Consider the following 24,066-nt stretch of genomic DNA (forward strand, 5'->3'; position numbering starts at 1 on the left):
AATGTGCGCAGAATCCCCGCATTGGCCCACACTTCTCTCGTGCCGTCGACTCACCAATGGATCGCGTTCTTGATCGCGTCGATCCTGTTCATCCAAGTGCCAGGCCCGAGCCTGCTCTTCACTATCGGTCGCGCGCTCACGGTCGGGCGTACGGAAGCTCTGCTCAGCGTGGTCGGCAACGCCCTCGGGCTGGTGGCCCAGGTCGTCCTGGTCGCGTTGGGATTAGGCGCGATCGTCGCGGCGAGCACCCATGCGTACACCCTGATCAAGGTCGCCGGCGCGCTCTATGTCGTCTGGCTGGGCATCAATGCGATCCGGCACCGCGGTGATGCGCGTGAGGCGATGGCCACGGGCGTGCCGATCCGACGCGGTCACCCCGTGCGGATCGGTTTCACGGTCGGGCTGACCAATCCGAAGACGATCGTGTTCTTCGTGGCCTTCCTGCCGCAGTTCACCGACCCCGGCGGCTCGGTCGGCTTGCAGTCGCTGATCCTCGGCATCGTGTTCGCGATCCTGGCCGTGATGTCCGACTCGATCTGGGCGCTGGCGGCCGGCAAGGCGCGCGACTGGTTTGCCAGCAAGCCCACGCGTCTCGATGGACTGTCGGTGGCCGGTGGCACGATGATGATCGGCCTCGGCGGCCTGCTCGTCGCGAGCGAATAGCGGTGCGGTCGGTGCAGGTGACGACCTGGACGTTGGAGATGCGTACGCCACCTCTTGGCGCGCGCCCGCCGATCCCGGCAGGCGTACGCATTGAAGTCGCGCCGGCCATCTCCCCGGAGTACGCCCGTTTTCTCTACGCGCTCGTCGGCGGCCCCTGGCATTGGGTCGATCGGCTCACGTGGTCGCGCCAAGAGTGGCTGGCAGAGATCGCGCGCAGCGAGTTCCACGTCGCGTACGCCGAGGGGGTCCCGGCGGGTTACGTCCAACTGTTTGCTGAAGACTCGTCGGTCGAGATCCGGTATTTCGGGCTGACGGAGGCCGCCATCGGGCGCGGACTCGGCGGGGCGCTGTTGGCGTACGGCGTCGACCAGGCCTGGTCTCTCCCGCAACGACACGAGGTCGAGGAGGTCGTACGCGTGTGGGTGCACACCTGCACCCTCGACGGCCCGGCCGCGTTGGCCAACTACCAGCGGCGCGGCTTCGAGATCGTCGGCGAGGTCACGGCTGAGGAGGAGCGCCCCGCCGATGCGCTCGGGGCGTGGACCTCGACCACGGGACTCGTCTGCTGACTCGGCCGGAAGTTCTGCTGACTCGGCGGGAAGTTCTGCTGACTCGGCCGGAAGTTCTGCTGACTCAGTCGAGGCCGCGGGCCGCGAGCGCGTCGCCCGTCTCGTACGCCCGCGCAACCACGCGGATCACGAAGGGCGTGAGGTACGCGCGGGGGTGATTGCCCAGCCCACGTGCCCGGGCGGCATCTCGGGTTTCGACCGCCAACGCCAAGATCGCGGGCAGCGCCCCGATCGCCAGGGAGATCGTCAGCGCGACGCGTTCGGGATTGACGCCGAATCGCCGAAATGGCCCGAGCCACGCGATGAACGCATCGAGCATGGCCTGCATCGAGGTCGTTGCGGACAACGTGACGGCCAAGATGGCCAACGCCACCACGTCCAACAGGGTCTCGACCGCCTTCGCCCCGCCGTACCACCACCACTGCAACACCGCCGCGAAGACCGCGAACAGCAGCACGGTCCGGGTCGTACGCCATAACACCCGCAGCGGCACCCGTCCCGATGCCGCGATCAGCAGTGATGTGACCAAGGCGACGCAGGCGAACCACGGGTCACGTACGCCCACGATCACCAGCGACAACACCATCAGCGCGAGCACCTTCGCGCCGACGGGAAGTCGATGCAGCCAGGTGCGACCGGGGTGATAGACGCCGACGAGGATGCTGCTCACGAGGCGTCACTCAACGCCATGTAGTGGTCGACGCCCTCCGCGGCGGGACCGTCGAAGACCACGTGCGCACGATCGAGTACGAGCACCCGGTCGCACTGGGCAGCCAGCGAAAGATCGTGGGTGACCAACACCAGTTGCTGCGAGAGCCCGAGCAGCACCGAGGCGATCAGACGCGCGTTGGCGCGATCAAGCAGGGTGGTGGGCTCGTCGGCGATCAAGATGCGCGGCGAGACCGCCAACACCCCTGCCAGAGCGAGCAGTTGGCGTTGGCCCCCTGAGAGCGAATGCACCGAGTCGTCGGCGTGCGCAGCCAGGCCGAAGTCGGCCAGGACTTCCAGCGCGCGCGCCCGACGAGAGGCCCGCGGGACCGTACGCCGCAACGAGAGTTCGACGTCTTCTACGCACGTCGGCATCACCAGTTGCGCCGACGGATCAGTGAACGAGAAGGCGACAAGGCGGCGTACGGCAGCCGCGTCTCGCGCCACGTCGAGCCCATCCACGACGACGCGCCCGGTCGAAGCCAAAACCAGCCCGTTGATCAGCCGCGCCATCGTCGACTTGCCCGACCCATTGGCGCCGATCAAAGCCACCCGCTGCTCGGACAGTGTCAGCGACACCGGCGCCAGGATCTCGCGCGTCCCGCCGCCCGCCAAGGGGACCGAGACTGCGGCGCCCTCGAACGAGATCACGTGCGCGAGAGCAACCGGGGGAACGCCCGGTGCACCTCGGCGGCGATCAACGCGACCAGCGTCGTCTTGACCAGGTCGCCGATCCAGAAGGGGGTGTCGTACGTCAACGCCTCACGCCACGACACGTCGAAGAAGTGCTGCATCCACGCAATCCCCATCGGGTGGATCACCAAGAAGCTGGCCGCGATCGAGCAGAGGAAGACGAAGGCCGCCCGCGTACGCCGCCCGCCCGCGACGTACTTCACCAGGTAGCCACCCACCAGCGCCGCGATCGGGAACGACCACAGGTAGCCTGCGCTCGCGCCCGTGAACACGCCGAGCCCCGAGGAGTGCTCGGCAAAGACGGGCAGCCCGATGGCGCCGAGCAGCAGATAGAGAGTGGCGGCCAGGAAGCCGCGGATGGGGCCGAGCAACACGCCGCCGAGCATGATTGCGAACGTCTGCAAGGTGACGGGCACGCCGGTGCCGGTCGGGATCGCGCCGATGTACGCGCACACGCAGGTCAGCGCGGCGAACGAGGCGATCAGCGCCAGGTCGGTGGCGCCGAAGGCCTTGTTCGACGCCGAGGTCGTGGGTGGCGTGGAGGTGGAGGTGGACACGTGTTGCTCCCGGGGTACGGCTAACCTGAACAGCGTTCAGGTTAGCGTGTGATCGGCCGGAGTCGGCAGGAGGACCACGATGCGTCACCGCCGCGAGGATGTCGTACGCAGTGCGCTCGCGCTGCTGGACGCTGTCGGCCTCCCCGACCTCACCATGCGTCGACTCGCAAAGAGCTAGACGTCCAGCCCAGCGCGCTCTATCACCACTTCCCGGACAAGCAGTCTCTGCTCGCGGCGGTGGCCGACGCGATCTTGGCCGAACGCAATCGCGTGCCTGAGGCAGGCGACTGGCAGGCGCGCGCCATGGCGGTGTGCCAGGACCTGAGACGCGTGCTGCTCGCGCACACCGACGGTGCCGAACTCGTGGCCTCGATGTCGGCGTTCGGCCTGGGCGGCAGGGGAGCGTACGAGGACCTGCGCGCCATCTTGGGAAGAACTGCGGCCGGGGTCGAGGTGCCAGCCGGTCCGACCGCCCCTGCGGCCGCAGTTCTTCCGCGAGAGGGGGGTCTGACCGACCGCGCCGCAGGTCGAGCCGCCCGGACGCTGCTGCACTTCGTCTATGGGCACGCGGTGGATGAGCAGACGTACGACCAACTCGCCCGGTTCGGCGCGGTAGCCAAAGACCGAGACGCGGGTGACTTCGCGGCGGGCGTCGAGCTGATCCTGGCCGGGATCGCTCAGGCGGTGTCGACCACGACGCCGTGAAGCTCGGCGAGCAACACCGCGCCCGTCAGGTCGAGTTGCAGACCTCGAATCGAAGCAGCGGTCAGGTCAACGCGATCCAGGGATGCGCCGCGCAGGTCAGCGCCCTCTAACTGAGCGCCTTGCAGCGTCACGCCGTCGAGTTGTGCGTCGCGCAAGTCGGTCGTACGCAGGTCGGCCAACGACAGATCCGACTCGCGCAGATCCACGCCCGACAGGTTCAGTTTGCTCAGGTTCGCACCGCGCAGTCCGACCCCGCGCCACTGCCCGCCGAGCACTTTGATCGGTCGCAGCGTGCACTCGCTGAAGTTCGACCCGGTGAGCTTGCACGCGGTGAAGACCGCGTCGAAGAAGTTCGTACGCCGAAAGTCGCAGCCCACGAAGGCAGTGCTGTCGTGGACGGAGGCGTTGAAGCGGCAGTTGTGAAACGTGCAGTCGGTGAAGCGCGCCCCTCGCGTCTGGGCCTCGCTGAAGTCGACTTCGGTGAAGGTGCAGTCGGTGAAGACTGCGGCACCGAGGTCGTCGCCATACCAATCCTCGTCGCGAAACTCGATGCCGTGCTGGTCAAGACTCATGGGGCTCAACTCGCCAATATCGACCGTCCTCGCGAGCGAGGAACTGATCCTCAATGAGATAGCGCCGCAGGGCCGCAAAGTCGGGATGGAAGCCCGTGAGGATCTCGTTGACTTCCGCCTCTGGATACGACCGCCCGACTTCGAACGATTCGGACAAGTGATCGAGCACGAGGAGCAGTTTGGCCCGCTTTGAAGGGATCGTACGAAGGCTGCCATCGGGCGCCAGGAAGTTGTTGACGACGCGTTGCTCGTCGGGAGTCAGCACCGGGCCACCGTAGGTCATCTCTCCAGAACTCCTTGACTGTCACGATGTGGGCGCGCCGACTGTCGCGGTGAAGAGTTGCGCAATCGCTGTGTTGTTCGTCTTCTTGTGTGCCGCGCCTGCTGACGCTAACGATCAAAGTTACCGATGGCTCTCGAGCAAGAACAACGTCACGGGCTGGTCGGGTGTTCAAAACGTCCGGACTGACCCAAGCGTCGGTGCCACCAATGACAGCCTCGTGCATCCAGTTCAGGTTGGATTCCAAGATGGCATTACCTTTCTCGCAGTGGGTACGTATAAGGGCGTTGGGGCTGGAGGCGCGGGGGGAGTTTGCCAAAATGATTTCGACGCCAAATGGAGAATATGTCGACTCTCGGGCGTTCAACGTGTATCTCCCACCTCTCGATTGAAATGAGCGTGCTACATGTCGCGTAGTCGAGTTCTTCATTGCGTCACCTTGGCAATATTGTTGGGAGGGTGCGGCTCGACCACAGCAATCGAACATTCGCAACTCGCCGAACCTGGAACCGGGTGTACAAGGGCCGACGTGATGACGACGCCAGACCATGTTGTGAGCACCAAGCGCCAGTGGGGTCCAGCGCCACTTCCCATACATGCCGCGAACCCCAGCGATGCGGCCCTGGCCCGAGCGCTTTTGCCGGAGCGCATTGGCGGTCTGCCCGTTCGAGGGGTTGTCGATAACGGCGCCGTTCAAGCCGGAGTTTCCTACTTTGGACCCGTTGATGTCGAGGGACTCACCGTCCCTGAGTTTGAGGGGCGCGGGGGGATCATGCTGGTGAGAAGCGTGCTCGCTGAGGGGACCGGGCCCGAGGAGATGACCCATTTGTTGGACGGTCGGGTACTGCGCGTTGAGGTTGGATCGCACTCTGGCGTTGCGTACGAGAACTCGCCGACTGGGTCTGGCTCGACGTTCAGCGTGGTGTGGAGCGACGACACCTATGTCAACTGGCTCAGCGGGTCGGGCTCAGCCGATCGTCTTGTGAATGCGGCGCGCAGTTGGGTCTGCGCCGACGAACTTTTGACACCAAGTCAGTAACACCGCGCCCACCGACATGGCAGGCTCCGGGGCGTGACCGAACTCAACGTGCTCGGCGGCCAGCTCGAAGAGTGCGGCCTCGACCCCGTCACCGGCTGGAACCGCAACGGGCACTGCGAATGCCTGGACGACCCCGGGCTGCACGCGGTGTGTGCCGTGATGACCGAGGAGTTCTTGGCGCACCAACTCTCGGTAGGCAATGACCTGGTGTCGCCGATGCCTGAGTACGGCTTCCCGGGCCTTGTTCCCGGCGACCGCTGGTGTGTTGTGGCGATCCGGTGGCGTCAGGCGTACGAAGCGGGGCTCGCCGCGCCGGTCGTCCTTGCCGCTACCTCCGAGCTGGCTTTGCAAGTGATCCCGCTAGAGATGTTGCGCGAGCACGCGGTCGACATCCCGGACGACCCGGGTGCGTGGCTGGGCGACCCACAATGAGTGATTACGTGATCGGCGAGGCCGACGCAGCACTCGACCACCGGTGGGCTGGTGTGGTTTCGAGACGCGCGTGCGGCTGCTCCTCGACCACCGGTGGGGGCCTGTGATGCCCCGTTTGTCAGTTGAACTTGGTCAGCCCGCCACCGATGTAGGTGAGGTTGGGAGAAGCCACGATCGACGTGGAGTAGGCACACGGCCCCGTGTGTGGTTCGTAGGTAGTGGTGCCGGTCAGCCACCGCAGGAACGTCACGGTGTAGGTGATCGTGTACGACATGAGGTAATGGCTGCTACTCCAGTCGGGGTCAGGGCCGGGCGCGTTGTAGGCGAAATCCATGAAGTCGGCGCGCACCCACATGGCCCCGCCGGCGCCCAGCACGTACGGTGAGTCCGCGTTCTGCAACAGGTTGGTGCCGGTGTGGGCGACTCCAGCCTGGTCATAGCCGGTGACAGTGTTGATCTGGAACCGGAAGCCGGTGGTGCCAGCCGGAGCACAGGCGGAGTTGATATAGATGTCGCCGAGATTCAAGTTCACTCGACTCTGCCCGCTGAAGACGTTTCCGTTCTGCGCGGTCACGGTAAAGGTCGGAGCCGACAACACCGTGTGCACCACGCAGGCTGTGGTGGGGCATGGCACGAGGCTGGTGGCGTAGGCTGGTGCGGCACTGACAGCAGCTACTGCGGGGACTGACCACACAGCCCCTTTGGTCACGCTACGGCGAGTAGGTCGAATGGTGGTCATGTCAGGGCCTCCTGAGAATAGCGCGGGATCGATGACCCCAGGGTTGAGTCGCCATTGAAAACCCCAGACTCCGGGCAAGTCAAGCGAACGTTTCTTTTTTTACTGTGATCGACATCACAAAACGGCCGCGTCGGCCCTAGGTCATCGCGCTGGCGGCCCTGCAGCGGCGAGCAGCCGCTCACACTCCACGACCAACCGCTCACGAATCGGCCTCGCCCGTTCGCTGAACGCCTTCTGGGCGGTCACATATTCAGCCTTGCCGTCTGCCGTCTCGATGCAGACCGGAGTCCACGGCTCACCCGTGGGGTCGAGCACGATCCCGGTCAAGTCGTACGGCGCGGCGCGCATGTCGAGGATGCGGATATCCCACGCAAGCTCGAAGGCGTCCATGAGAAGAGCCGAGGCGATCAACGGCATCAACCTGACTGCAACCTTGCCGTAGAGATCCATGTTGGCGTGCAGGCATCCCGGCTGCTCGTACGAGGCCCGGTCATCGCGCCCAGGCTGCAACGTGTTCAACGGGCGCGCCGGCGCGGTGAAGAATCGGAACGCATCGAAGTGTGAGCAGCCGATCCGGTGCGAGTCCACCACGGCGTCGGTCCCCGAAGACCCGAGCCGCAGCGGCCAGTCGTGGCGGGTCTCGGCGCTGCGATAGACCATGGCCCACTCGTGCAATCCGAAGCACCCGAATGTGCCCGGCCGCGATGCCGTCGCGCAGAGCAAGGTGAGCAACCTGCGAAGCAACGGCACCTGCTGGCCGAGATGGTCGTCGCAGACCGTGGCGACGCCGTCGGCGGACACGGCGTAGCCGCGCATCGAGTCGTACGACATCGCCCCTGCGAGACCGACTCCGTAGCCCGGATGCCACTGCCGCAACGCCGCCGGCCGATGTGAGTAGTAGGTGAACAGGAAGTCATGGACCGGATGCTTGATTCCCGCTTCGCGGCGCGCGAGATGGGTGGAGACGTACGACTCCACGCGAGCAGCATGCGCATGTGCAGCCTTGCGCCACGTCTTCTCGGCAATCACGTCCACGGCTGCCAAGACTAGGCCGCGGGTCAGGAACGCGGTCTGCGAGATCGCGCCCCTGCCACAGATCCGCCCGTTAGGGTGACGCAATCAGGAGGGGAAGCGATGTCTAGCCGTCAGCAGCAATCCATCGATGAACTCGTCGAGGCGCTGCAGGAGATGCGGGCCAGCCGCAACTATCCCTCGTACGCCGATATCGCCGCAGAGGTGGGCCGCATTCGGGTGGGACGCGGCACCCCCAGCGAGCGGGCACGTGTGGCGCGTACGACCGTGTACGACGCGTTCCGCACCGGTCGCCGACGACTCGACTCCACGCTCGTGGCGGACATCGTGCGAGCCCTGGGTGGCAGCGAGACGGAGGCAGAGGACTGGGCGAAACGGTGCCATCGCGCGGTGCAGCAGGCGCCGCTCGCACTGGTCGCCGAAGTCCGCGAGTCCGCGCCGGATCCCGAGACATCCCCTGCCGTAGTCGAGGTCGAGCCCGCCGAGCAGGTGGTCGTGGAGATGTCGACCAAGGCCGCGTGCGCGATCGCGCTCGTGTGTGTGCTGGCGAATCTGCCCGGCCGCGTGATCATCGACTTCCTCTCGCTTCCGCTCTACCTCGACATGATCGGGACGGCGTTCGCCGCGATCGCGCTAGGTCCCTGGTGGGGTGCCGGTGTCGGGCTGACGACCAACTTGCTCGGTGCCGCCATCACCGGCCCTGTCTCCATCCCGTTCGCGCTGGTCAACGTGGCGGGCGCGCTGGCATGGGGCTACGGCGTACGCCGCTGGCGCCTCGGGCGCTCCATTCCGCGCTTCTTCGCACTCAACACGCTGGTGGCCTTGGTGTGTTCGGTCGTCGCCATCCCGATCATCTTCCTGACCAGTCATGGCATCACCAACCATCATGGCGTCTACGAGATCTCACAGACACTGGTCCATGCCACGCACAGCATGGTGATGTCGGTGTCGATATCCAATCTCTTGACCTCGTTGGCGGACAAACTGGTCTCCGGGTTCGTCGCGCTGGCGGTGATCGAGACGATGGGCGCGAGGGGGCGCAGTCGGCTTCCCGCCGCCTGGCTGACCGAGCCTGACGACCCAATCACCCGCTCGCTAACCTCGCCCCATGCGCATCTGCCGATTCACCGCGCCTTCGACCGAAGGTGAGCCCAGGTACGGCGTCCTGACCGGAGACCTTGACGAGTTCGGCCAACCCGGCGAGGACGCGGTCATCGTCGAACTGGTCGGCGACCCGCTCTTCGCGGGCGTCAAGCCCGCCCAGACCGAGCACCGCCACGCAGACGTACGCCTCCTCGCGCCGGTGATTCCCCGCAGCAAGGTGGTCGCGATCGGACGCAACTACGCCGATCACGCCAAGGAGATGGGCATGGAGATCCCCGAGGAGCCGCTGATCTTCCTCAAGCCCAACACCAGCGTGATCGGTCCCGGCGATCCGATTCACTACCCACCGCAGAGCAGCAACGTGCACTTCGAGGGAGAACTCGCGGTCGTGATCGGCCGAATCTGTCGCGATGTGCCCGTGGAGCAGGCCACTGACGTCATCTACGGCTACACCATCGGCAACGACGTGACGGCACGCGACCTGCAACGCAAGGACGTCCAGTTCACCCGCGGCAAGGGGTTCGACACGTTCTGCCCGCTCGGGCCGTGGATCGAGACCGACCTGGATCCGGACGACTTCACCCAAGGTCGGTCGGTGCAGACCTACCTCGACGGTGACCTCAAGCAGGACGGCAACACCCGCGACCTGATCTTCGACATCCCCACCCTGATCGCCTACGTCACCAGCGTGATGACGCTCTTGCCCGGGGACGTGATCCTCACCGGCACGCCGGCAGGCGTCGGCCCGATGGAGGTCGGCAGCGAGGTCGAGGTCGCGATTGAGGGGCTCGGTGCGCTCACGAATACAGTGATGCGTCGTGAGTGACTCCGCTGTTCGCGTCCGCTTCTGTCCGTCCCCGACCGGCTCGCCACACGTCGGCTTCGCCCGTACGGCTCTGTACAACTGGGCCTTTGCGAGGCACGCTGCTTTGAACGGCAGGGGTGGCACCTTCGTGTTCCGCGTGGAGGACACCGACAAGGAGCGCAGCACCCAGGAGTCGTACGACGCGATGCTCGGCGCGATGCGCTGGCTCGGCCTCGACTGGGACGAAGGCCCCGAGGTCGGAGGTCCGCACGGCCCCTACCGCCAGTCCGAGCGCAGCGAGATCTACGCCGACGTGCTCGCCAAGCTGCGCGAGTCGTCGTACACCTACGACTGCTTCTGTCACAACGACGAGGTCGACGCGCGCCGCAAGGCGGCCGGCTCCAAGGTGATGGGGTACGACGGCTTCTGCCGCGAACTGAGCGCCGAGCAGCGGGCCGCGTTCGAGGCCGAGGGCCGCAAGCCGGTCGTACGCTTCCGGATGCCCGACGGCTCGATCACCTGGAACGACCTGGTGCGCGGTGAGATCACCTTCGAGACCCAGTACGTTCCCGACTTCGCGCTCGCGCGCGCCAACGGTGACCCGCTCTACACGCTGGTCAACCCCGTCGACGACGCGCTGATGGAGATCACCCACGTGCTGCGCGGCGAGGACATCCTCTCCAGCACCCCGCGGCAGATCCCGTTGCACGAGGCGCTGGTGGCGCTGGGCATCTCCAAGGTGGTGCCGCAGTTCGGGCACCTGCCGTTCGTGACCGGCGAGGGCAACAAGAAACTGTCCAAGCGCGATCCCGAGTCGCACCTGTTCATGTACCGCGACCAGGGCTTCCTGCCCGAAGGCCTGCTCAACTACCTGGCGCTCCTGGGCTGGGCGATCTCGGCCGACCGCGACGTCTTCTCGCTGGCCGAGATGGTCGAGGCGTTCGACATCGCCGACGTCAACCCCAACCCGGCTCGCTTCGACATGAAGAAGGCCGAGGCGATCAACGCCGACCACATGCGGATGCTCCCGCTCGACGACCTGACCAAGCGGGTGCTGAAGGTGCTCAAGGACGCGGGCGTGATCAAGCGTCCGGTCAGTGACGCCGACGCGCAGATGCTGGAGCAGGCGATGCCGCTGGTCGCGGAGCGGATGAACAAGCTCAACGAGGCCGTCGACATGCTCGGCTTCCTGTTCGTCCCCGATGCCGAATTCGCTCGAGTTGACCAGATCGACGACGCGGGGCGTGAGGTCGTACGAGCGGCGTACGACGCCCTCGACGGCCTGCACCCGTGGGGGACCGCCGCGATCGAGGAGGCGCTGCGGACCTCGCTGATCGACGGTCTGGGACTCAAGCCGCGCGTCGCTTTCGGACCCGTACGCGTTGCCGTCACCGGCCGTCGGGTCAGCCCTCCGCTGTTCGAGTCGATGGAGTTGCTGGGCCGCGACCGTTCGTTGGCGCGCCTGCGCGACGCGATCGGCTGAGCAGTGCGGCTGCCCTATCACCTGATCCATCTCGGGGGTCGTCCGGGTTGGTGGCGTGGGCTGCTCGGCCTGATCGCGTCCGTGCTCACGGTGTTCGCGTGTGCCTCCGTCTTCGCGCTGGCGCCATTCATGATCTGGTACGCAGCGACAGGTCAGCCGGTCGGTGATCGACTTGGAGAGTTGGGCGACCTGTCCGATCCCACGCCGGCCGCGCTGGCGTACCTCAACCTGATCCTGGCCTCCTCGATCCCGGTCACGATGCTGATGACCTGGGCCTTGCACGGGCTGCGGCCGGGCTGGCTCAACTCGATCCTGGGCCGGATGCGTTGGGGCTATTTCTTGGTGTGCCTGGGGCTGTCGGTGCTGGCCTTGATCATCACGCTGGCGGTGTCGATCGTGCTCCCGGAGCAGGCCGGCAGTGTGTCCGGTTCGGTCAACGAATGGACGCCCACGCTGCGTGACTTCGTCCTCGTCGTTCTTCTGCTCACCCCACTGCAGGCTGCGGGGGAGGAGTACCTCTTCCGCGGTTATCTGCTCCAGGTGTTCGGCGGCTGGTCGTGGAAGCTGGGCGAGAAGACCTCCGCTGCGATCGCGATCGCGGTCACCTCGTTGCTCTTCGCGTTCGCCCACGGTGCGCAGGACCTGCCGATCTTCTTCGACCGGTTCGCCTTCGGTGTGGTCGCGGGCACGCTCGTCGTGATCACCGGCGGGCTGGAGGCCGGTATCGCGATGCATGTGCTGAACAACTTCCTGGCCTTCGGGCTCGCTTTGGCGTTCAGCGATATGGCGTCCGCGCTCAACCCGAGCGGCGGCACCTGGTGGAACTTGCCCGTCACGCTGACCCAGTCGCTGACCTACCTGGTGCTGGCGTCGTACGCAGCCCACCGGATGGGCCTGACCCGACGCACAGAGTCCGACGTTTTGGCGGCCCCGAGGGCGGCTGGGTAAGGTTCGTCTTCGGCTCGTCAGAGCCGTCATGAGGGTTCCGGCCGCCGTGCCAGAATACCCCCATGGGGTATGGTGTAATTGGCAGCACGACTGATTCTGGTTCAGTTAGTCAAGGTTCGAGTCCTTGTACCCCAGCGATCCACCCACGCGATCCGATCCGACTCGGCTCGCGAGGATTTGGAGCGAATCTCCAGCCTGGCTAGAGTTTCGCTTCGTTGCGTGAGCAATCACGCCCCCGTCGTCTAGTGGCCTAGGACGCCGCCCTCTCAAGGCGGTAGCGCCGGTTCGAATCCGGTCGGGGGTACCACGAGTGCACGGCCCCGGATCAGCGAAGCTGCCGGGGCCGTTCTGTCGACCTGTCGCGTCTGCTCCGTGTGAGGCCGCCGACCTGTCGCGTCTGCTCCGCGTGAGGCCGCCGACCTGTCGCGTCTGCTCCGCGTGAGGCCGCCGACCTGTCGCGTCTGCTCACCACTGCGATGTCTGATTCCCGCTAGCACGTGCCTTCCGGTGGCGCGATGATGGTGTGCATGAGCGCCCCGCCGTTGGATCACGAGACGTGTTATCGCGCGGTCTCGGGTCGCGACCGCAGGTTCGACGGGGTCTTCTACACCGCGGTGAAGACCACCGGAATCTATTGCCGGCCCTCCTGCCCTGCTCGTACGCCGGCCTCCCGCAACGTCACCTTCCACCCCACCGCCGCCTCGGCGCAGGCAGCGGGCTTTCGCGCCTGCAAACGATGTCTGCCCGACGCGACGCCGGGCAGTCCGCGGTGGGACGTCAACGCCGACACAGCAGGTCGGGCGATGCGGCTGATCAATGACGGGGTCGTGGATCGTGCTGGCGTCGAGGAGTTGGCCAGGCAGGTCGGTTATACGTCTCGGCACCTCAACCGGCTGCTCGTCGCGGAGGTTGGTGCAGGCCCGCTCGCACTCGCTCGCGCCCGCAGGGCACAGACGGCCCGCGTACTCGTGGAGACCACCGACCTGCCGCTGACCGACGTCGCCTTCGCCGCGGGGTTCAGCAGCGTGCGGCAGTTCAACGAGAGCTTCAAAGAGGTGTACGACGCGGCGCCACGCGAACTGCGGCGTGGTTTCGAGACGCGCGCGGGGCGCGCTCCTCAACCACCGGAGGCAGAGCGCGGTCCTCACCCGTCGAAGGCGCCGGGCGTGACCCGTCTGCCGATCCGGTTGGCCGTACGCACTCCGTACGCCGGCAAAGCGCTGCTCGCCTTCCTCGCCCCGCGCACCGTGGCCGGAGTCGAGACCGCACGCATCAACCCCGGCGGCGAGGGGACTTATGCCCGCACGCTCCGTCTGCCCCACGGGGTGGGCGCCGTCGAGGTGCACTTGAGCGATCACGAGGAGGTCGGCACTGCGCAGGTCGACGCCACCTTGCACCTGGCCGATCTGCGCGATCTGGGCGCGGCCGTCGAACGCACCCGGCGACTCCTGGATGCCGACGCGGACCCGCTCGCAGTGAGCACCGCGTTGGAGAGCGACAAGATCCTCGGCCCCCTGATCGCCCACCACCCCGGCCTGCGCGTCCCCGGCCACGTCGACGGTGAGGAGATCGCCGTACGCGCCGTGCTCGGCCAACAGATCAGCGTCGCGCGAGCACGCACTCTGGCCGGCGACTTGACCGAGAAGCACGGTCAGCGCATCGAGACTTCGTACGACGACCTCACCCACCTCTTCCCGACGAGCGACAGCCTGAGCCGACTAACGCCCGAGGACTATCCGATGCCGCGCGCTCGAGGCCGAGCGTTGATCAGCCTGACCAAGGCGCTGGCCGACGAACAGATCCGGCTCGACCGGAGCACTGATCGACATGACGTACGCGAGGCGCTGCTGGCCCTGCCGGGCATCGGTCCGTGGACGGCCGACTACATCGCCATGCGAGCACTTGGCGACCCCGACGTCTTCTTGGCGACCGATGTCGGCATCAAGCACGCCTTGACGAATCTCGGCCACGACCCGACACACGCCGAGCGGCTCGCAGACACGTGGCGGCCTTGGCGCTCGTACGCCCAGATCCACCTCTGGCAGAGCCTGCACGACGTGCAGGACCAAGAGCAGCAGGAGAAGATATGACCGTGCACACCGTGATGGCCTCCCCGATCGGCGATCTGCGCATCGTCGAGCAGGACGGCGCGATCACCGCGATCGAGTTCAGCCCGTTCGTCGACTCCGACGGTCGCCCGCGCGGCGCCCGCGACGATGCGCACCCGGTGCTTCGGCAGGCGGTGCAGCAACTCACCGAATACTTCAACCGGGAGCGACAGGCGTTCGACCTACCGCTGGCGCCCAAGGGCAGCGACTTCCAGCACAGCGTGTGGAAGGAACTCGCGCTGATCGGCTTCGGAGAGACCGCGACGTACGGTCAGATCGCACACCGCCTCGGGCGTACGAACGCCGCCTCTCGCGCCGTCGGCCTGGCCAACGGCTCCAACCCGATTCCGATCGTGATCCCGTGCCACCGGGTGATCGGCGCCAACGGCACGCTGACGGGCTATGCCGGCGGGGTCGAGCGCAAGCAGATCCTGCTCGACCTGGAGCAGGACGCGTTGTTCTGACGCGTTCGTGACCCCTCGGCGAGAGTTCGTGACTCCTCGGCGTGGGAGGGTCGGGGGATGAGCACCGACGGCCGGACCGAGCAAGCGACCCACGACGCCGGGGGCTGGCAGACCGTGGAGTCGAGGGTGGCGTACGAGAACCCGTGGATGTTCGTGCGCGAGGACAAGGTGATCCGGCCCAACGGCGACGACGGGCTCTATGGCGTCGTCCACTCGCGCAATCCAGCGGTCTTCATCGTCGCGCTGACCGAGGACGACGAGGTCGTCATGATCGAGACGTTCCGGTACACGACGCAGACGTGGTCCCTGGAGGTGCCCGCCGGCAGTACCGATGGCGAAGACCCGTTGATAGCGGCCGAACGCGAACTCGCGGAGGAGAACGGCCTGGCCGCAAGCGAGTGGATTCCGCTGGGCGGGTACTTCGCCCTCAACGGGATCGCGCACTGCCCCGAGAGTGCCTACCTGGCGCGCGGGCTCACCACCGTCGACGACCCCACCGAGCACCAGGCCGAGGAAGGAATCCGGACCGTACGCCGCGTCCCCTGGCGCGAGGTGCTCGAGCTGGTCAAGTCCGGTGGCATCCAGGATTCGGGCACGATCGCGCCGCTGATGCTGGCGGCGGTCCACCTGGGCCGGGTGTCGTGACCCTCCAACCAAAGCCGCCACTCACGCGTTGACCGGGTATGGACACCGATGAGGCGTACGTCGAATGGGCCACAGCGGCTCAACATGGCCTGCTGCGCTTCGCGGTGCTTCTGACCGGTGACCGTCACCGGTCCGAGGATCTGGTCCAGGAGGCGCTGACCAAGGTGGCCCAGCGCTGGCGGAGCCTGCGCGACGGCAACCCCACGGCGTACGCCCACCGGATCCTGGTGCGCGACAACATCAGCTGGTGGCGCCGACATCGCCGTGAGGTCGTTCGGGAGCCGGAGGACCGTCCGACGACGGACCTCGATCCGAGCAGACGCATCGATCTCGAGCGTGCCCTGTCGACGCTCACGCCTCGCCAGCGTGCGGTGATCGCGCTGCGCTTCTACGCCGACCTCACCGAGGCGCAGACAGCCGACGCGATGGGCGTGGCGATCGGCACCGTGAAGAGCCAGACCCATCTCGCCCTGAGGCGCCTGCGCGAGGCTGCGCCGCACCTCGCCGAACTCTTGGAGGACCCGCGATGACCGAGACACGCTTGACTGAGCTGCTGCACGACACCGTCAGCGACGTGCCCGCTCCGCTGCCGGGAGCGGTCGACACGGCCTGGCGTCAAGGCGTACGCCGCCGGCAGCGTTCGCGCACCCTGATGTCCGCTGCGGCTGTGGCGGTGGTGGCCGTTGGCGCGGTGGCGGTCGTACGCCCCGGGTCGGTCACCGATCTGTTGTCGCCCGATCGCGGGAATCTTGCCGCGAGTGAGTCACCGAGCATCTCCAGCACCCAGCCGGGGAGCTCGGCCGCCCCGGATGCGCACTATCAGAGGGTGCCGGTCTGGTGGGCGCCCGATGCTGCGGACGAAGCCTCGTTGCCGTGGGTTGGGCCGAATCCCGAAGAACAGTTCCTCGACCTATCCGCGGATCGGCCGATGATCGAAGCGGGCACGCGACTGCTCGGGGTGTTCGAGGTCTTCGACGACCAGGGCCGTTGGAAGCGCTTCGTCGGGGTCGACGAGGCTGGTCGTTCCTGGACCATCCCGACCGGGCGGATCGCGGCCAACCATGACGAGGGCGGGAATGTGGCTGCGGTTCTCGCGCCCAATGGCGGACTGTCACCGGACGGCTGGACGATCCTGTTCGCCCAGGTCGACGACCTCGTGCTGCTCGATCTGCACACCTTGGAGCAGCGGATCATCGCGACCCCTCGCTATCTGGCCGAGGGCGCCGAATGGCTCAACCCCGACACCATCTGGCTGCCCGACGAGCTCGCAGCCGACAGTGGTCGCACCGTCGACCTCGACGGCAACGAGACCGGACGCAGACCCCGCATGACGTTCACCGGGCTGCCTATCGCGAATGGCGACCAGATGTACGGCTCGTGGGCCGGGCGTCCCGGCGAGGTGGCGCAGGCGGCGTTCCTGGCCGGGCCGGTCGAGGGTGGGGCGTACGCCAACCCCGAAGGCATCGTGGTCTCGGGAGCGAACCGATCCGTGCTGGCGCTGTCGGTCGAGGGGCGAGGCAAGACGTGCTGCAACGTTGCCGGCTGGCTCGACGACTCGTGGTTGGGCTTCACGTCGAAGAATCGCCTGCTGGCCTGGCGGGTCGGCTCGGGTGAGGTCGCCAAGGTGGCGGAGTTCACGGGGTTGGACGGTGCGTGGTTCACCTCGAGTTGGGCGCGCGACTCACTGAGTGACTGAGTTTGTGGTGCTTGCTGGTGCCACTGGGTGACACCGGCAAGCACCACAAGGGGCTTCAGTGAGCGGTGCCCAGGCTGGCTCGGCCGAGCACGGCACCGAGCAGGGCCGGCGCGAGGATCAGGCCGACCGTGAACGGGATCGTGAAGAGATCCGCGAGGATCAACTCCAGCGCTTCATCGCCCGCTTCGAGGATGGCCCGGGTGACCAGCCAGCCGACGGAGACGACGAGCGCCACGATCGTCCATGCGGCCAGCGTCTTCGGCAGGTCCTGGCGTCGGCCGTCGAAGAATGCCCAGATGACGCTGATGACGACCAGGGCGGCGAAGATCATCAGGCCCGCGCCGATGTTGGGGTCGCCCTTGGTGGCGGTGAGGTCGATGATGAGGTACGCGACGACGAGGACGGCGGTGATCGCGGCGGTCCGGATCAGGATCAAGGAGGTCATGATCTCAGGCTGATCCCGTCAGGCTGCTCGCGCATCGACCGGCGTACTCACTCAGCAGCGGCGCGACGCAGTGATTCGCTGAGCCGTTCGGCTGCGGCGAGCACCGCGGGAGCGTGCATCCGGCCCGGTTGGCGAGTGAGACGTTCGAGCGGACCGGACACAGAGACCGCCGCGATCACCTTGCCGCCGGGGGAGCGTACGGGCGCCGACACCGACGCCACGCCCTGCTCGCGTTCGCCGATCGACTGGGCCCAGCCGCGGCGGCGGATGCCGGACAGTGCGGTGGCGGAGTACGCCGCGTTCATCAGGCCGCGCTGCATCCGCTCGGGGTCCTCCCAGGCCAGCAAGACCTGGGCTGCCGAACCAGCGCGCATGGTGAGTTGGGAGCCGATCGGGATCGTGTCGCGCAGGCCCGACGGGCGTTCGGCAGCGGCGACGCAGATGCGGTGATCGCCCTGACGCCGCCACAGCTGGGCGGACTCCCCGGTGATGTCGCGAAGGCGTGCCAGGATCGGCCCGGCCGCTGCCAGCAGGCGGTCCTCCCCGGCCGCAGCGGCGAGTTCCGAGAGCCGCGGACCGAGTACGAAGCGGCCCTGCATGTCGCGCGAGACCAAGCGGTGGTGCTCCAGTGCGACGGCGAGTCGGTGAGCGGTCGGTCGGGCCAGGCCCGTGCTGGTCACCAGGGTCGCCAGCGTCGCCGGTCCCGACTCAAGAGCAGTCAGCACCAGGGCCGCCTTGTCGAGAACACCCACGCCGCTTCCGTTGTCCATATGGCGATATTCTCATCTCACACTCTAGGATGGCAAGTAGTACGGTGTGCGACGTACGACACCGAGGTGCAAGCAGTAGGCCGAGAAGCAGAAGTGAGGATCAGATGGGCAAGACCCTGGCAGAGAAGGTCTGGGATGAGCACGTGGTGCGGTCGGCCGCAGGGGAGCCGGATCTGCTCTACATCGACCTTCACCTGATCCACGAGGTCACCAGTCCGCAGGCGTTCGACGGACTGCGTCTCGCGGGCCGTCCCGTACGACGCCCCGAACTGACGCTGGCGACCGAGGACCACAACGTCCCGACGATCGACTGGGACAAGCCGATCGCCGACCCGGTGAGTCGTACGCAGGTCGAGACGCTGCGCAAGAACGCCGAGGAGTTCGGCATTCGGCTGCACCCGCTCGGAGACATCGAGCAGGGCATCGTGCACGTGGTCGGTCCACAACTGGGACTCACTCAGCCGGGCATGACGATCGTGTGCGGTGACTCCCATACCTCCACCCACGGCGCGTTCGGTGCGCTCGCGTTCGGCATCGGTACGTCCGAGGTCGAGCACGTGCTGGCCACCCAGACGCTGCCGCAGGCCAAGCCCAAGACGATGGCTGTCACCGTCGAGGGTTCGTTGCCGGACGGCGTGACCGCCAAGGACCTGATCCTCACCCTGATCAGCAAGACCGGCACTGGTGGCGGTCAGGGCTATGTCGTGGAATACCGCGGCCCGGCCATCGAGGAACTCTCGATGGAGGTCGCGGATGACGATCTGCAACATGTCGATCGAGTGGGGCGCCAAGGCTGGTCTGATCGCCCCCGACCAGACCACCTTCGACTACATCGAGGGCAAGGCCGGCGCTCCCAAGGGCGAAGACTGGGTCGCTGCAGTCGAGCACTGGCGCACGCTCGTGCACCGACGAGGACGCCGAGTTCGACAAGGAGATCGTGCTCGACGCCTCGAAGATGACTCCCTTCGTGACCTGGGGCACCAACCCGGGCCAGGGTGTCGCCGCTCGGTGCCGACGTGCCCAGCCCCGACGACTTCGAGGACGAGGTCGACAAGATCGCGGCCGAGAAGGCGTTGACGTATATGGGTCTGGAAGCCGGTACGCCGATGCGCGAGATCAAGGTCGACACCGTCTTCGTCGGCTCGTGTACCAACGGTCGCATCGAGGACCTTCGGCTGGCCGCGGACATCGTCAAGGGCCGCAAGGTGGCCGAGGGCACCCGGACTGCTGGTGGTGCCGGGCTCGGTGCGCGTACGCCTGCAGGCCGAAGAGGAGGGCCTCGACGTGGTCTTCAAAGAGGCTGGCGCCGAATGGCGGGGCGCGGGGTGCTCGATGTGCCTAGGCATGAACCCCGATCAGCTCGCTCCGCGGCGAGCGCAGCGCCTCGACGTCCAACCGCAACTTCGAAGGCCGGCAGGGCAAGGGCGGGCGTACGCACCTCGTCTCGATCCGCCGTTGCCGCCGCGACCGCGATCCGGGGCACGCTGTCGTCGCCCGCCGATCTGTGACCTCGACTTTGCTCGATCAACCGAACACCGCTGGTTGAGGAGCGCCATAGGCGCGTCTCGAAACCATCTCGATCAACTGGCTCAAAGGAACTGACATGGATGCCTTCTCCACCCACACCGGTGTCGGCGTGCCGCTGCGCCGCAGCAACGTCGACACCGACCAGATCATCCCGGCCGTCTACCTCAAGCGCGTGACGCGTACGGGGTTCGAGGACGGGCTGTTCGCAGCCTGGCGCGACGACCCGGACTTCGTGCTCAACAAGCCGGCGTACGCCGCGGGCTCGGTGCTTGTCGCCGGACCCGACTTCGGCACCGGCTCGTCGCGCGAGCACGCCGTCTGGGCGCTGCAGAACTACGGCTTCACGTGTCGTGATCGCGCCCCGGTTCGCCGACATCTTCCGGGGCAACTCGGGCAAGGCCGGTCTACTCGCAGCACAGGTCGACGAGAAGGTCGTCGGCGCGCTGTGGTCCTACCTGGAGGCCAACCCGGGCGCCACCATCACCGTCGACCTGGAGACCAAGACAGTCAAGGCGGGCGAGGGGCCGGACGCGATCGAGGATTCCTTCGACATCGACGACTACACGCGGTGGCGCCTGCTCGAAGGACTCGACGACATCGGCATCACCTTGGGCCACGAAGCCGACATCTCGGCCTTCGAGACCGAGCGCCCGGCTTTCAAGCCGGTGACGCTCTGACGGATCAGAACACCTGCCCACACGGGGAAATCAACGTCTTCCCCGGCGTGGCGCGTGAGTGTGTCGAGGAACATGCCTAGCGTGAAACCAGCGCTGGGCAGTCCGTCCGGCTCCGAGTGTTCATTGGAAGGGAAGCTAGTGAACAAGTCACAGCTCATCGACACGCTGGCCGCACGGTTCGAAGGCAACCGCAAGGCCGCTCAGCACGCGTTGGAGTCCGTGCTCGACACCATCACCCGTGAGGTCGCCAAGGGCGAGAAGGTCGCGATCACCGGTTTCGGCTCGTTCGAGAAGCGGGTCAAGGCTGCCGGCTGGGCGCGCAACCCCGCCACCGGCGACCGGATCCGTACGAAGAAGAAGGCGGTCCCGAAGTTCACTCCGGGAGCGGACCTCAAGAACGTCATCTCCGGCGCGAAGAAGTTGCCCAAGTTGACGATGGCCGCTCCGGCCGCAGCGGTGAAGGCGGCAACGGATGCTGCTGCCGCGGTCAGCAAGGCCGCCACCCCTGCTAAGAAGGCCCCGGCTCAGAAGGCTCCGGCGAAGACGGCTGCTAAGAAGGCTCCGGCCAAGAAGGCTCCGGCGAAGACCGCGGCTAAGAAGGCTCCGGCCAAGAAGGCTCCGGCGAAGACCGCGGCGAAGAAGGCCCCCGCCAAGACGGCTGCCAAGAAGGCCCCGGCGAAGACCGCCGCAAAGAAGGCTCCCGCCAAGGCCGCTGCCTCCAAGGCTCCGGCGAAGAAGGCCACGGCCAAGAAGGCGCCTACCAAGAAGGCTGCTGCCAAGAAGTCCTGACGCGACACCTGCGTCGGTTGAGGGCGGATTCCGTTGGGGTCCGCCCTCAGTCGTCTGCTGGCACCAAGAGCAGTTGTGCGGTCGCCAACACCTGGGCCGTCGCGGGTCCGACCCCCAACTCGATCGCAGCTCGCAGACTGTCCAGATCGTCCACGTCGAGCCGCAACGTGGGCACCGCGACCAGCAGTTCGGCCGCACCGGTGGCGCGATGCCGGTTGCGAGAGTCTGCGCCGAACGCCGGCCGGAAGTCGCCACCCGCATAGAGCGCGGTGCCGGTGCCTTGGGAGTCTGCGACGAATCCGCCGGTCACCGGGTCGACGGCGGCCAGTGCGTCGTCAAGCTCGTCGGGGCGCAGTGCCGGATGGTCGGCCAGCAGCGCGGCGGGTGTCAGATCCGGGCACGTGTGGCGTACGTGCTGGGCTGCCACGCGCAGCGCCGCGTTGAGTCCCGCGCCGGGATCGGCCAGCACGACGTCTCCCGCGGCTGTCGCGACCGACGTTACGGCCGGGTCGTCGGTGATGACCACGATCAGCGCGACTCGTACGGCAGCTCGAGCCGCCGCCAGAGTGTCGATCGCGAACGCCGCAGCCAACTGCGTACGCCAGGGTGCGGCGGCACCGCCAAGTCGCGACTTCCCGAGGGTGCTGGGTTTGACGGGCACCAGCACGGCGTACGACATCTCGGACATCGCGCCCATCTTGTCAGGTGACGTGGGTGGCGTGGGCCACATCGGCACTCGTCTGCGAGTAGCCTGCTGCCCGGTGCGTTGGCGCCGATTCTTCGGAGGTGTAACTGGTGCGCGTACGCAAACTGACGGACACGCGGCTGTGGCCGTTCACCGTGGGTGAGAGCGTGCTGCGTCCCTTCGTCTTCCCGTGGTTCAACCGGCGTTGGATCGACGGCGAGAAGGTGCCGCACACGGGCGGCTGCGTGATCGTGGTCAACCACATCTCCCACCTCGACCCGCTGACCATCGCGCACTTCGTCTATGACCACGGCCGGGTACCGCGGTATCTGGCGAAGTCGGGCTTGTTCAAGAACAAGGCGCTCGGGGGGTTTCTTCGGGCGGCCGGGCAGATCCCCGTCGAGAGGCTGTCGCGCAACGCGGTGGGGGCGTACGACGCCGCGGTCGCGGCAGTCAACCTTGGCCAGGCCGTGATCGTTTATCCCGAGGGCACACTGACCCGCGATCCTGACCTGTGGCCGATGCGAGGCAAGTCGGGGGCCGCGCGGATCGCGTTGGCGACCGGTTGCCCGGTGATCCCGATCGGGCAGTGGGGCGTCCACGAGGTGCTGCCGCCGTACGCCAAGAAGCCCGACCTGTTCCCACGCAAGACGATCGCGATGAAGGCCGGCGACCCCGTCGACCTGTCGGATCTGCTCGGTCAGAAGCCGACCGCCGAGGTCGTCCAGCAGGCCACCGATCGGATCATGGCGGCGATCACCGAGCTCGTCGCCGACCTGCGTGGCGAGTCCGCGCCGACGACACGCTTCGACCCGCGTCAGGCCGGCGTGGGAGAGATCGGCAACCCCAACGGCAAGAAGAAGAGGACGTCATGAGTCGTACGAAGACCGCCGTACTGTCGGCGGGTTCCTGGGGGACCGCCTTCTCGATCATCCTCGGCGATGCCGGCAACGACGTGTCCTTGTGGGCTCGTCGTCCCGAGTTGGCCGACGCGATCAACAGCACGCACGAGAACCCCGACTACCTGCCCGGCATCGAGCTGCCCTCGACGGTGTCGGCGACCGCCGACTACGCCGAGGCGCTCTCGGACGCTGAGGTCGTGGTCTTCGCAACCCCGTCGCAGACCTTCCGCCAGAACCTTGAAGGGTGGACCCCCTACCTTCGCGACGACGCGGTCATGGTGTCGCTGATGAAGGGCGTCGAACTGGGGTCCTTGAAGCGGATGAGTGAGGTCATCGCGGAGGTGACCGGCGCTGGTGACGACCGGATCGTCGTCGTGAGCGGCCCCAACCTGGCCAAGGAGATCGCCCGGCGTGAACCCGCGGCCTCGGTGGTCGCGTGCGCGGACGAATCGGTCGCCCAACGGGTGCAGGATCTGTGCCACACGCCGGCGTTTCGGCCCTACACCTCGACCGACGTGCTCGGCTGCGAGCTCGGCGGGGCGTACAAGAACGTCGTCGGGCTCGCGGTCGGCATGGCCGTCGGGTTGGGCTTCGGTGACAACACCACCGCCTCGGTGATCACCCGCGGTCTGGCCGAGACCGCCCGCCTGGCGATGGCCTTGGGTGCGAATCCACTGACGCTGATGGGCCTGGCCGGTCTAGGTGACTTGGTCGCCACTTGCTCGTCGCCGCTGTCGCGCAACCGTACGTTCGGCGAGAAGCTCGGCCAGGGCATGACGACCGAGGAGATCTATGCCTCGACCCGACAGGTGGCCGAGGGCGCGAAATCCTGTGCGTCGCTGCTGGCGCTGGCCCAAGCCACCGGAGTCGACGCCCCGATCGCCGAGCACGTCACCGCGGTGGTCAACGGCGACATCACCGCCAAGGACATGATGGCGTCCTTCATCGCGCGCGACACCAAGGCCGAGACGGACTAGACACCCGATGGGCACGCTAGGACCCCGGTTCTCCGGGGGTTGAGCGGACCAG

The 24,066-nt window shown here is 66.8% G+C and carries 26 protein-coding genes, 2 tRNA genes and 2 pseudogenes; 20 read left to right on the forward strand and 10 right to left on the reverse strand.

The annotated features are described in order from the left end of the window. Nucleotides 1-39 precede the first annotated feature (39 nt). Both V9G04_04510 and V9G04_04515 read left to right on the forward strand, forming a co-directional pair. On the forward strand, nt 40-663 hold the full coding sequence (locus tag V9G04_04510; GenBank protein MEI2712563.1) for a LysE family translocator: 624 nt from the start codon (nt 40-42) through the stop codon (nt 661-663). An 11-nt stretch (nt 664-674) separates the two neighbouring features. After that, nucleotides 675-1,232: a GNAT family N-acetyltransferase gene (locus tag V9G04_04515; GenBank protein MEI2712564.1), complete on the forward strand. Its 558-nt coding sequence runs from the start codon at nt 675-677 to the stop codon at nt 1,230-1,232. A gap of 64 nt (nt 1,233-1,296) precedes the next feature. Here V9G04_04515 and V9G04_04520 read toward each other — a convergent pair whose 3' ends face one another. From V9G04_04520 to V9G04_04530, 3 genes are read right to left on the reverse strand one after another with little or no spacing between them, the layout of a single operon-like run. Further along, the gene (locus V9G04_04520; protein MEI2712565.1) at nt 1,297-1,902 is read right to left on the reverse strand and encodes an energy-coupling factor transporter transmembrane protein EcfT; all 606 of its coding nucleotides are present in this window, start codon (nt 1,900-1,902) and stop codon (nt 1,297-1,299) included. Continuing rightward, nucleotides 1,899-2,591, reverse strand: a complete 693-nt coding sequence (locus V9G04_04525) for an ABC transporter ATP-binding protein (protein ID MEI2712566.1) — start codon at nt 2,589-2,591, stop codon at nt 1,899-1,901. The genes V9G04_04520 and V9G04_04525 overlap by 4 nt, the downstream gene beginning before the upstream one ends. Further along, nucleotides 2,588-3,190, reverse strand: coding sequence for a biotin transporter BioY (locus V9G04_04530; protein ID MEI2712567.1), 603 nt, complete (start codon nt 3,188-3,190; stop codon nt 2,588-2,590). Before V9G04_04530 ends, V9G04_04525 begins: the two co-directional genes overlap by 4 nt. A 237-nt stretch (nt 3,191-3,427) precedes the next feature. Here V9G04_04530 and V9G04_04535 point away from each other — a divergent pair, with 237 nt between their 5' ends. Next, nucleotides 3,428-3,895, forward strand: coding sequence for a TetR/AcrR family transcriptional regulator C-terminal domain-containing protein (locus tag V9G04_04535; protein ID MEI2712568.1), 468 nt, complete (start codon nt 3,428-3,430; stop codon nt 3,893-3,895). Here the strand turns inward: V9G04_04535 and V9G04_04540 are convergent. Further along, nucleotides 3,868-4,467 carry a pentapeptide repeat-containing protein gene (locus tag V9G04_04540; protein MEI2712569.1) on the reverse strand — a complete coding sequence of 200 codons (600 nt, stop codon included), beginning with the start codon at nt 4,465-4,467 and terminating at the stop codon, nt 3,868-3,870. The two genes, V9G04_04535 and V9G04_04540, sit on opposite strands and share 28 nt — an antisense overlap. After that, the gene (locus V9G04_04545; protein ID MEI2712570.1) at nt 4,457-4,750 is read right to left on the reverse strand and encodes a DUF2087 domain-containing protein; all 294 of its coding nucleotides are present in this window, start codon (nt 4,748-4,750) and stop codon (nt 4,457-4,459) included. The genes V9G04_04540 and V9G04_04545 overlap by 11 nt, the downstream gene beginning before the upstream one ends. 1,069 nt (nt 4,751-5,819) lie before the next feature. On the opposite strand from V9G04_04545, the gene V9G04_04550 reads away from it, so the two are divergent. Then, nucleotides 5,820-6,218: a DUF2237 domain-containing protein gene (locus V9G04_04550; GenBank protein ID MEI2712571.1), complete on the forward strand. Its 399-nt coding sequence runs from the start codon at nt 5,820-5,822 to the stop codon at nt 6,216-6,218. A gap of 118 nt (nt 6,219-6,336) precedes the next feature. On the opposite strand, the gene V9G04_04555 is transcribed toward V9G04_04550, so the two are convergent. Both V9G04_04555 and V9G04_04560 read right to left on the reverse strand, forming a co-directional pair. Next, complete coding sequence (locus V9G04_04555; GenBank protein ID MEI2712572.1) at nt 6,337-6,852, reverse strand: hypothetical protein; 516 nt, start codon at nt 6,850-6,852, stop codon at nt 6,337-6,339. Nucleotides 6,853-7,098: 246 nt separating this feature from the next. Then, complete coding sequence (locus V9G04_04560; protein ID MEI2712573.1) at nt 7,099-7,992, reverse strand: 3-methyladenine DNA glycosylase; 894 nt, start codon at nt 7,990-7,992, stop codon at nt 7,099-7,101. A gap of 99 nt (nt 7,993-8,091) precedes the next feature. On the opposite strand from V9G04_04560, the gene V9G04_04565 reads away from it, so the two are divergent. The 11 genes from V9G04_04565 (at nt 8,092) to V9G04_04615 (ending at nt 17,242) form a co-directional block, all read left to right on the forward strand. After that, a complete protein-coding gene (locus V9G04_04565; GenBank protein ID MEI2712574.1) occupies nt 8,092-9,138 on the forward strand; it encodes an ECF transporter S component in 1,047 nt (348 codons plus the stop codon). Next, complete coding sequence (locus tag V9G04_04570) at nt 9,098-9,919, forward strand: fumarylacetoacetate hydrolase family protein (protein MEI2712575.1); 822 nt, start codon at nt 9,098-9,100, stop codon at nt 9,917-9,919. The genes V9G04_04565 and V9G04_04570 overlap by 41 nt, the downstream gene beginning before the upstream one ends. Continuing rightward, entirely contained in the window at nt 9,912-11,381 is a 1,470-nt protein-coding gene (gene gltX / locus V9G04_04575) for a glutamate--tRNA ligase (protein MEI2712576.1), read from the forward strand. The genes V9G04_04570 and gltX overlap by 8 nt, the downstream gene beginning before the upstream one ends. A 3-nt stretch (nt 11,382-11,384) precedes the next feature. Further along, nucleotides 11,385-12,329 carry a CPBP family intramembrane glutamic endopeptidase gene (locus V9G04_04580; GenBank protein MEI2712577.1) on the forward strand — a complete coding sequence of 315 codons (945 nt, stop codon included), beginning with the start codon at nt 11,385-11,387 and terminating at the stop codon, nt 12,327-12,329. 63 nt (nt 12,330-12,392) lie between these two features. Then, a tRNA-Gln gene (locus V9G04_04585) sits at nt 12,393-12,464 on the forward strand. Between the two features lie 96 nt (nt 12,465-12,560). Next, a tRNA-Glu gene (locus tag V9G04_04590) sits at nt 12,561-12,636 on the forward strand. 220 nt (nt 12,637-12,856) lie between these two features. After that, entirely contained in the window at nt 12,857-14,419 is a 1,563-nt protein-coding gene (locus tag V9G04_04595) for an AlkA N-terminal domain-containing protein (GenBank protein MEI2712578.1), read from the forward strand. After that, nucleotides 14,416-14,901 (forward strand): methylated-DNA--[protein]-cysteine S-methyltransferase, encoded by a 486-nt coding sequence (locus V9G04_04600; GenBank protein MEI2712579.1) that lies wholly within the window; start codon nt 14,416-14,418, stop codon nt 14,899-14,901. Before V9G04_04595 ends, V9G04_04600 begins: the two co-directional genes overlap by 4 nt. A gap of 57 nt (nt 14,902-14,958) precedes the next feature. Beyond that, complete coding sequence (locus tag V9G04_04605) at nt 14,959-15,546, forward strand: NUDIX hydrolase (GenBank protein ID MEI2712580.1); 588 nt, start codon at nt 14,959-14,961, stop codon at nt 15,544-15,546. 38 nt (nt 15,547-15,584) lie between these two features. Further along, the gene (locus V9G04_04610; protein MEI2712581.1) at nt 15,585-16,076 is read left to right on the forward strand and encodes a SigE family RNA polymerase sigma factor; all 492 of its coding nucleotides are present in this window, start codon (nt 15,585-15,587) and stop codon (nt 16,074-16,076) included. Then, nucleotides 16,073-17,242, forward strand: a complete 1,170-nt coding sequence (locus tag V9G04_04615) for a hypothetical protein (GenBank protein ID MEI2712582.1) — start codon at nt 16,073-16,075, stop codon at nt 17,240-17,242. The genes V9G04_04610 and V9G04_04615 overlap by 4 nt, the downstream gene beginning before the upstream one ends. A 55-nt stretch (nt 17,243-17,297) precedes the next feature. On the opposite strand, the gene V9G04_04620 is transcribed toward V9G04_04615, so the two are convergent. Together V9G04_04620 and V9G04_04625 are read right to left on the reverse strand one after the other, a co-directional pair. Then, on the reverse strand, nt 17,298-17,687 hold the full coding sequence (locus V9G04_04620) for a hypothetical protein (protein MEI2712583.1): 390 nt from the start codon (nt 17,685-17,687) through the stop codon (nt 17,298-17,300). 47 nt (nt 17,688-17,734) lie between these two features. After that, nucleotides 17,735-18,457, reverse strand: a complete 723-nt coding sequence (locus V9G04_04625) for an IclR family transcriptional regulator (protein ID MEI2712584.1) — start codon at nt 18,455-18,457, stop codon at nt 17,735-17,737. Nucleotides 18,458-18,561: 104 nt separating this feature from the next. Here V9G04_04625 and leuC point away from each other — a divergent pair. The 3 genes and pseudogenes from leuC (at nt 18,562) to V9G04_04640 (ending at nt 21,450) form a co-directional block, all read left to right on the forward strand. Continuing rightward, nucleotides 18,562-19,965, forward strand: a pseudogene (gene leuC, locus V9G04_04630) (3-isopropylmalate dehydratase large subunit). A gap of 95 nt (nt 19,966-20,060) precedes the next feature. Beyond that, nucleotides 20,061-20,661 (forward strand): annotated as a pseudogene (gene leuD, locus V9G04_04635) (3-isopropylmalate dehydratase small subunit). 138 nt (nt 20,662-20,799) lie between these two features. Next, the gene (locus V9G04_04640; GenBank protein MEI2712585.1) at nt 20,800-21,450 is read left to right on the forward strand and encodes an HU family DNA-binding protein; all 651 of its coding nucleotides are present in this window, start codon (nt 20,800-20,802) and stop codon (nt 21,448-21,450) included. A gap of 46 nt (nt 21,451-21,496) precedes the next feature. Here the strand turns inward: V9G04_04640 and cofC are convergent, their stop codons facing one another. Then, a complete protein-coding gene (gene cofC, locus V9G04_04645; protein MEI2712586.1) occupies nt 21,497-22,147 on the reverse strand; it encodes a 2-phospho-L-lactate guanylyltransferase in 651 nt (216 codons plus the stop codon). 98 nt (nt 22,148-22,245) lie between these two features. Here cofC and V9G04_04650 point away from each other — a divergent pair, with 98 nt between their 5' ends. Beyond that, the gene (locus V9G04_04650; GenBank protein ID MEI2712587.1) at nt 22,246-23,010 is read left to right on the forward strand and encodes a lysophospholipid acyltransferase family protein; all 765 of its coding nucleotides are present in this window, start codon (nt 22,246-22,248) and stop codon (nt 23,008-23,010) included. After that, a complete protein-coding gene (locus V9G04_04655) occupies nt 23,007-24,014 on the forward strand; it encodes an NAD(P)H-dependent glycerol-3-phosphate dehydrogenase (GenBank protein MEI2712588.1) in 1,008 nt (335 codons plus the stop codon). The genes V9G04_04650 and V9G04_04655 overlap by 4 nt, the downstream gene beginning before the upstream one ends. Nucleotides 24,015-24,066 lie beyond the last annotated feature (52 nt).

The organism is Nocardioides sp., from assembly GCA_037045645.1.
Classification (GTDB): Bacteria; Actinomycetota; Actinomycetes; order Propionibacteriales; family Nocardioidaceae; genus Nocardioides.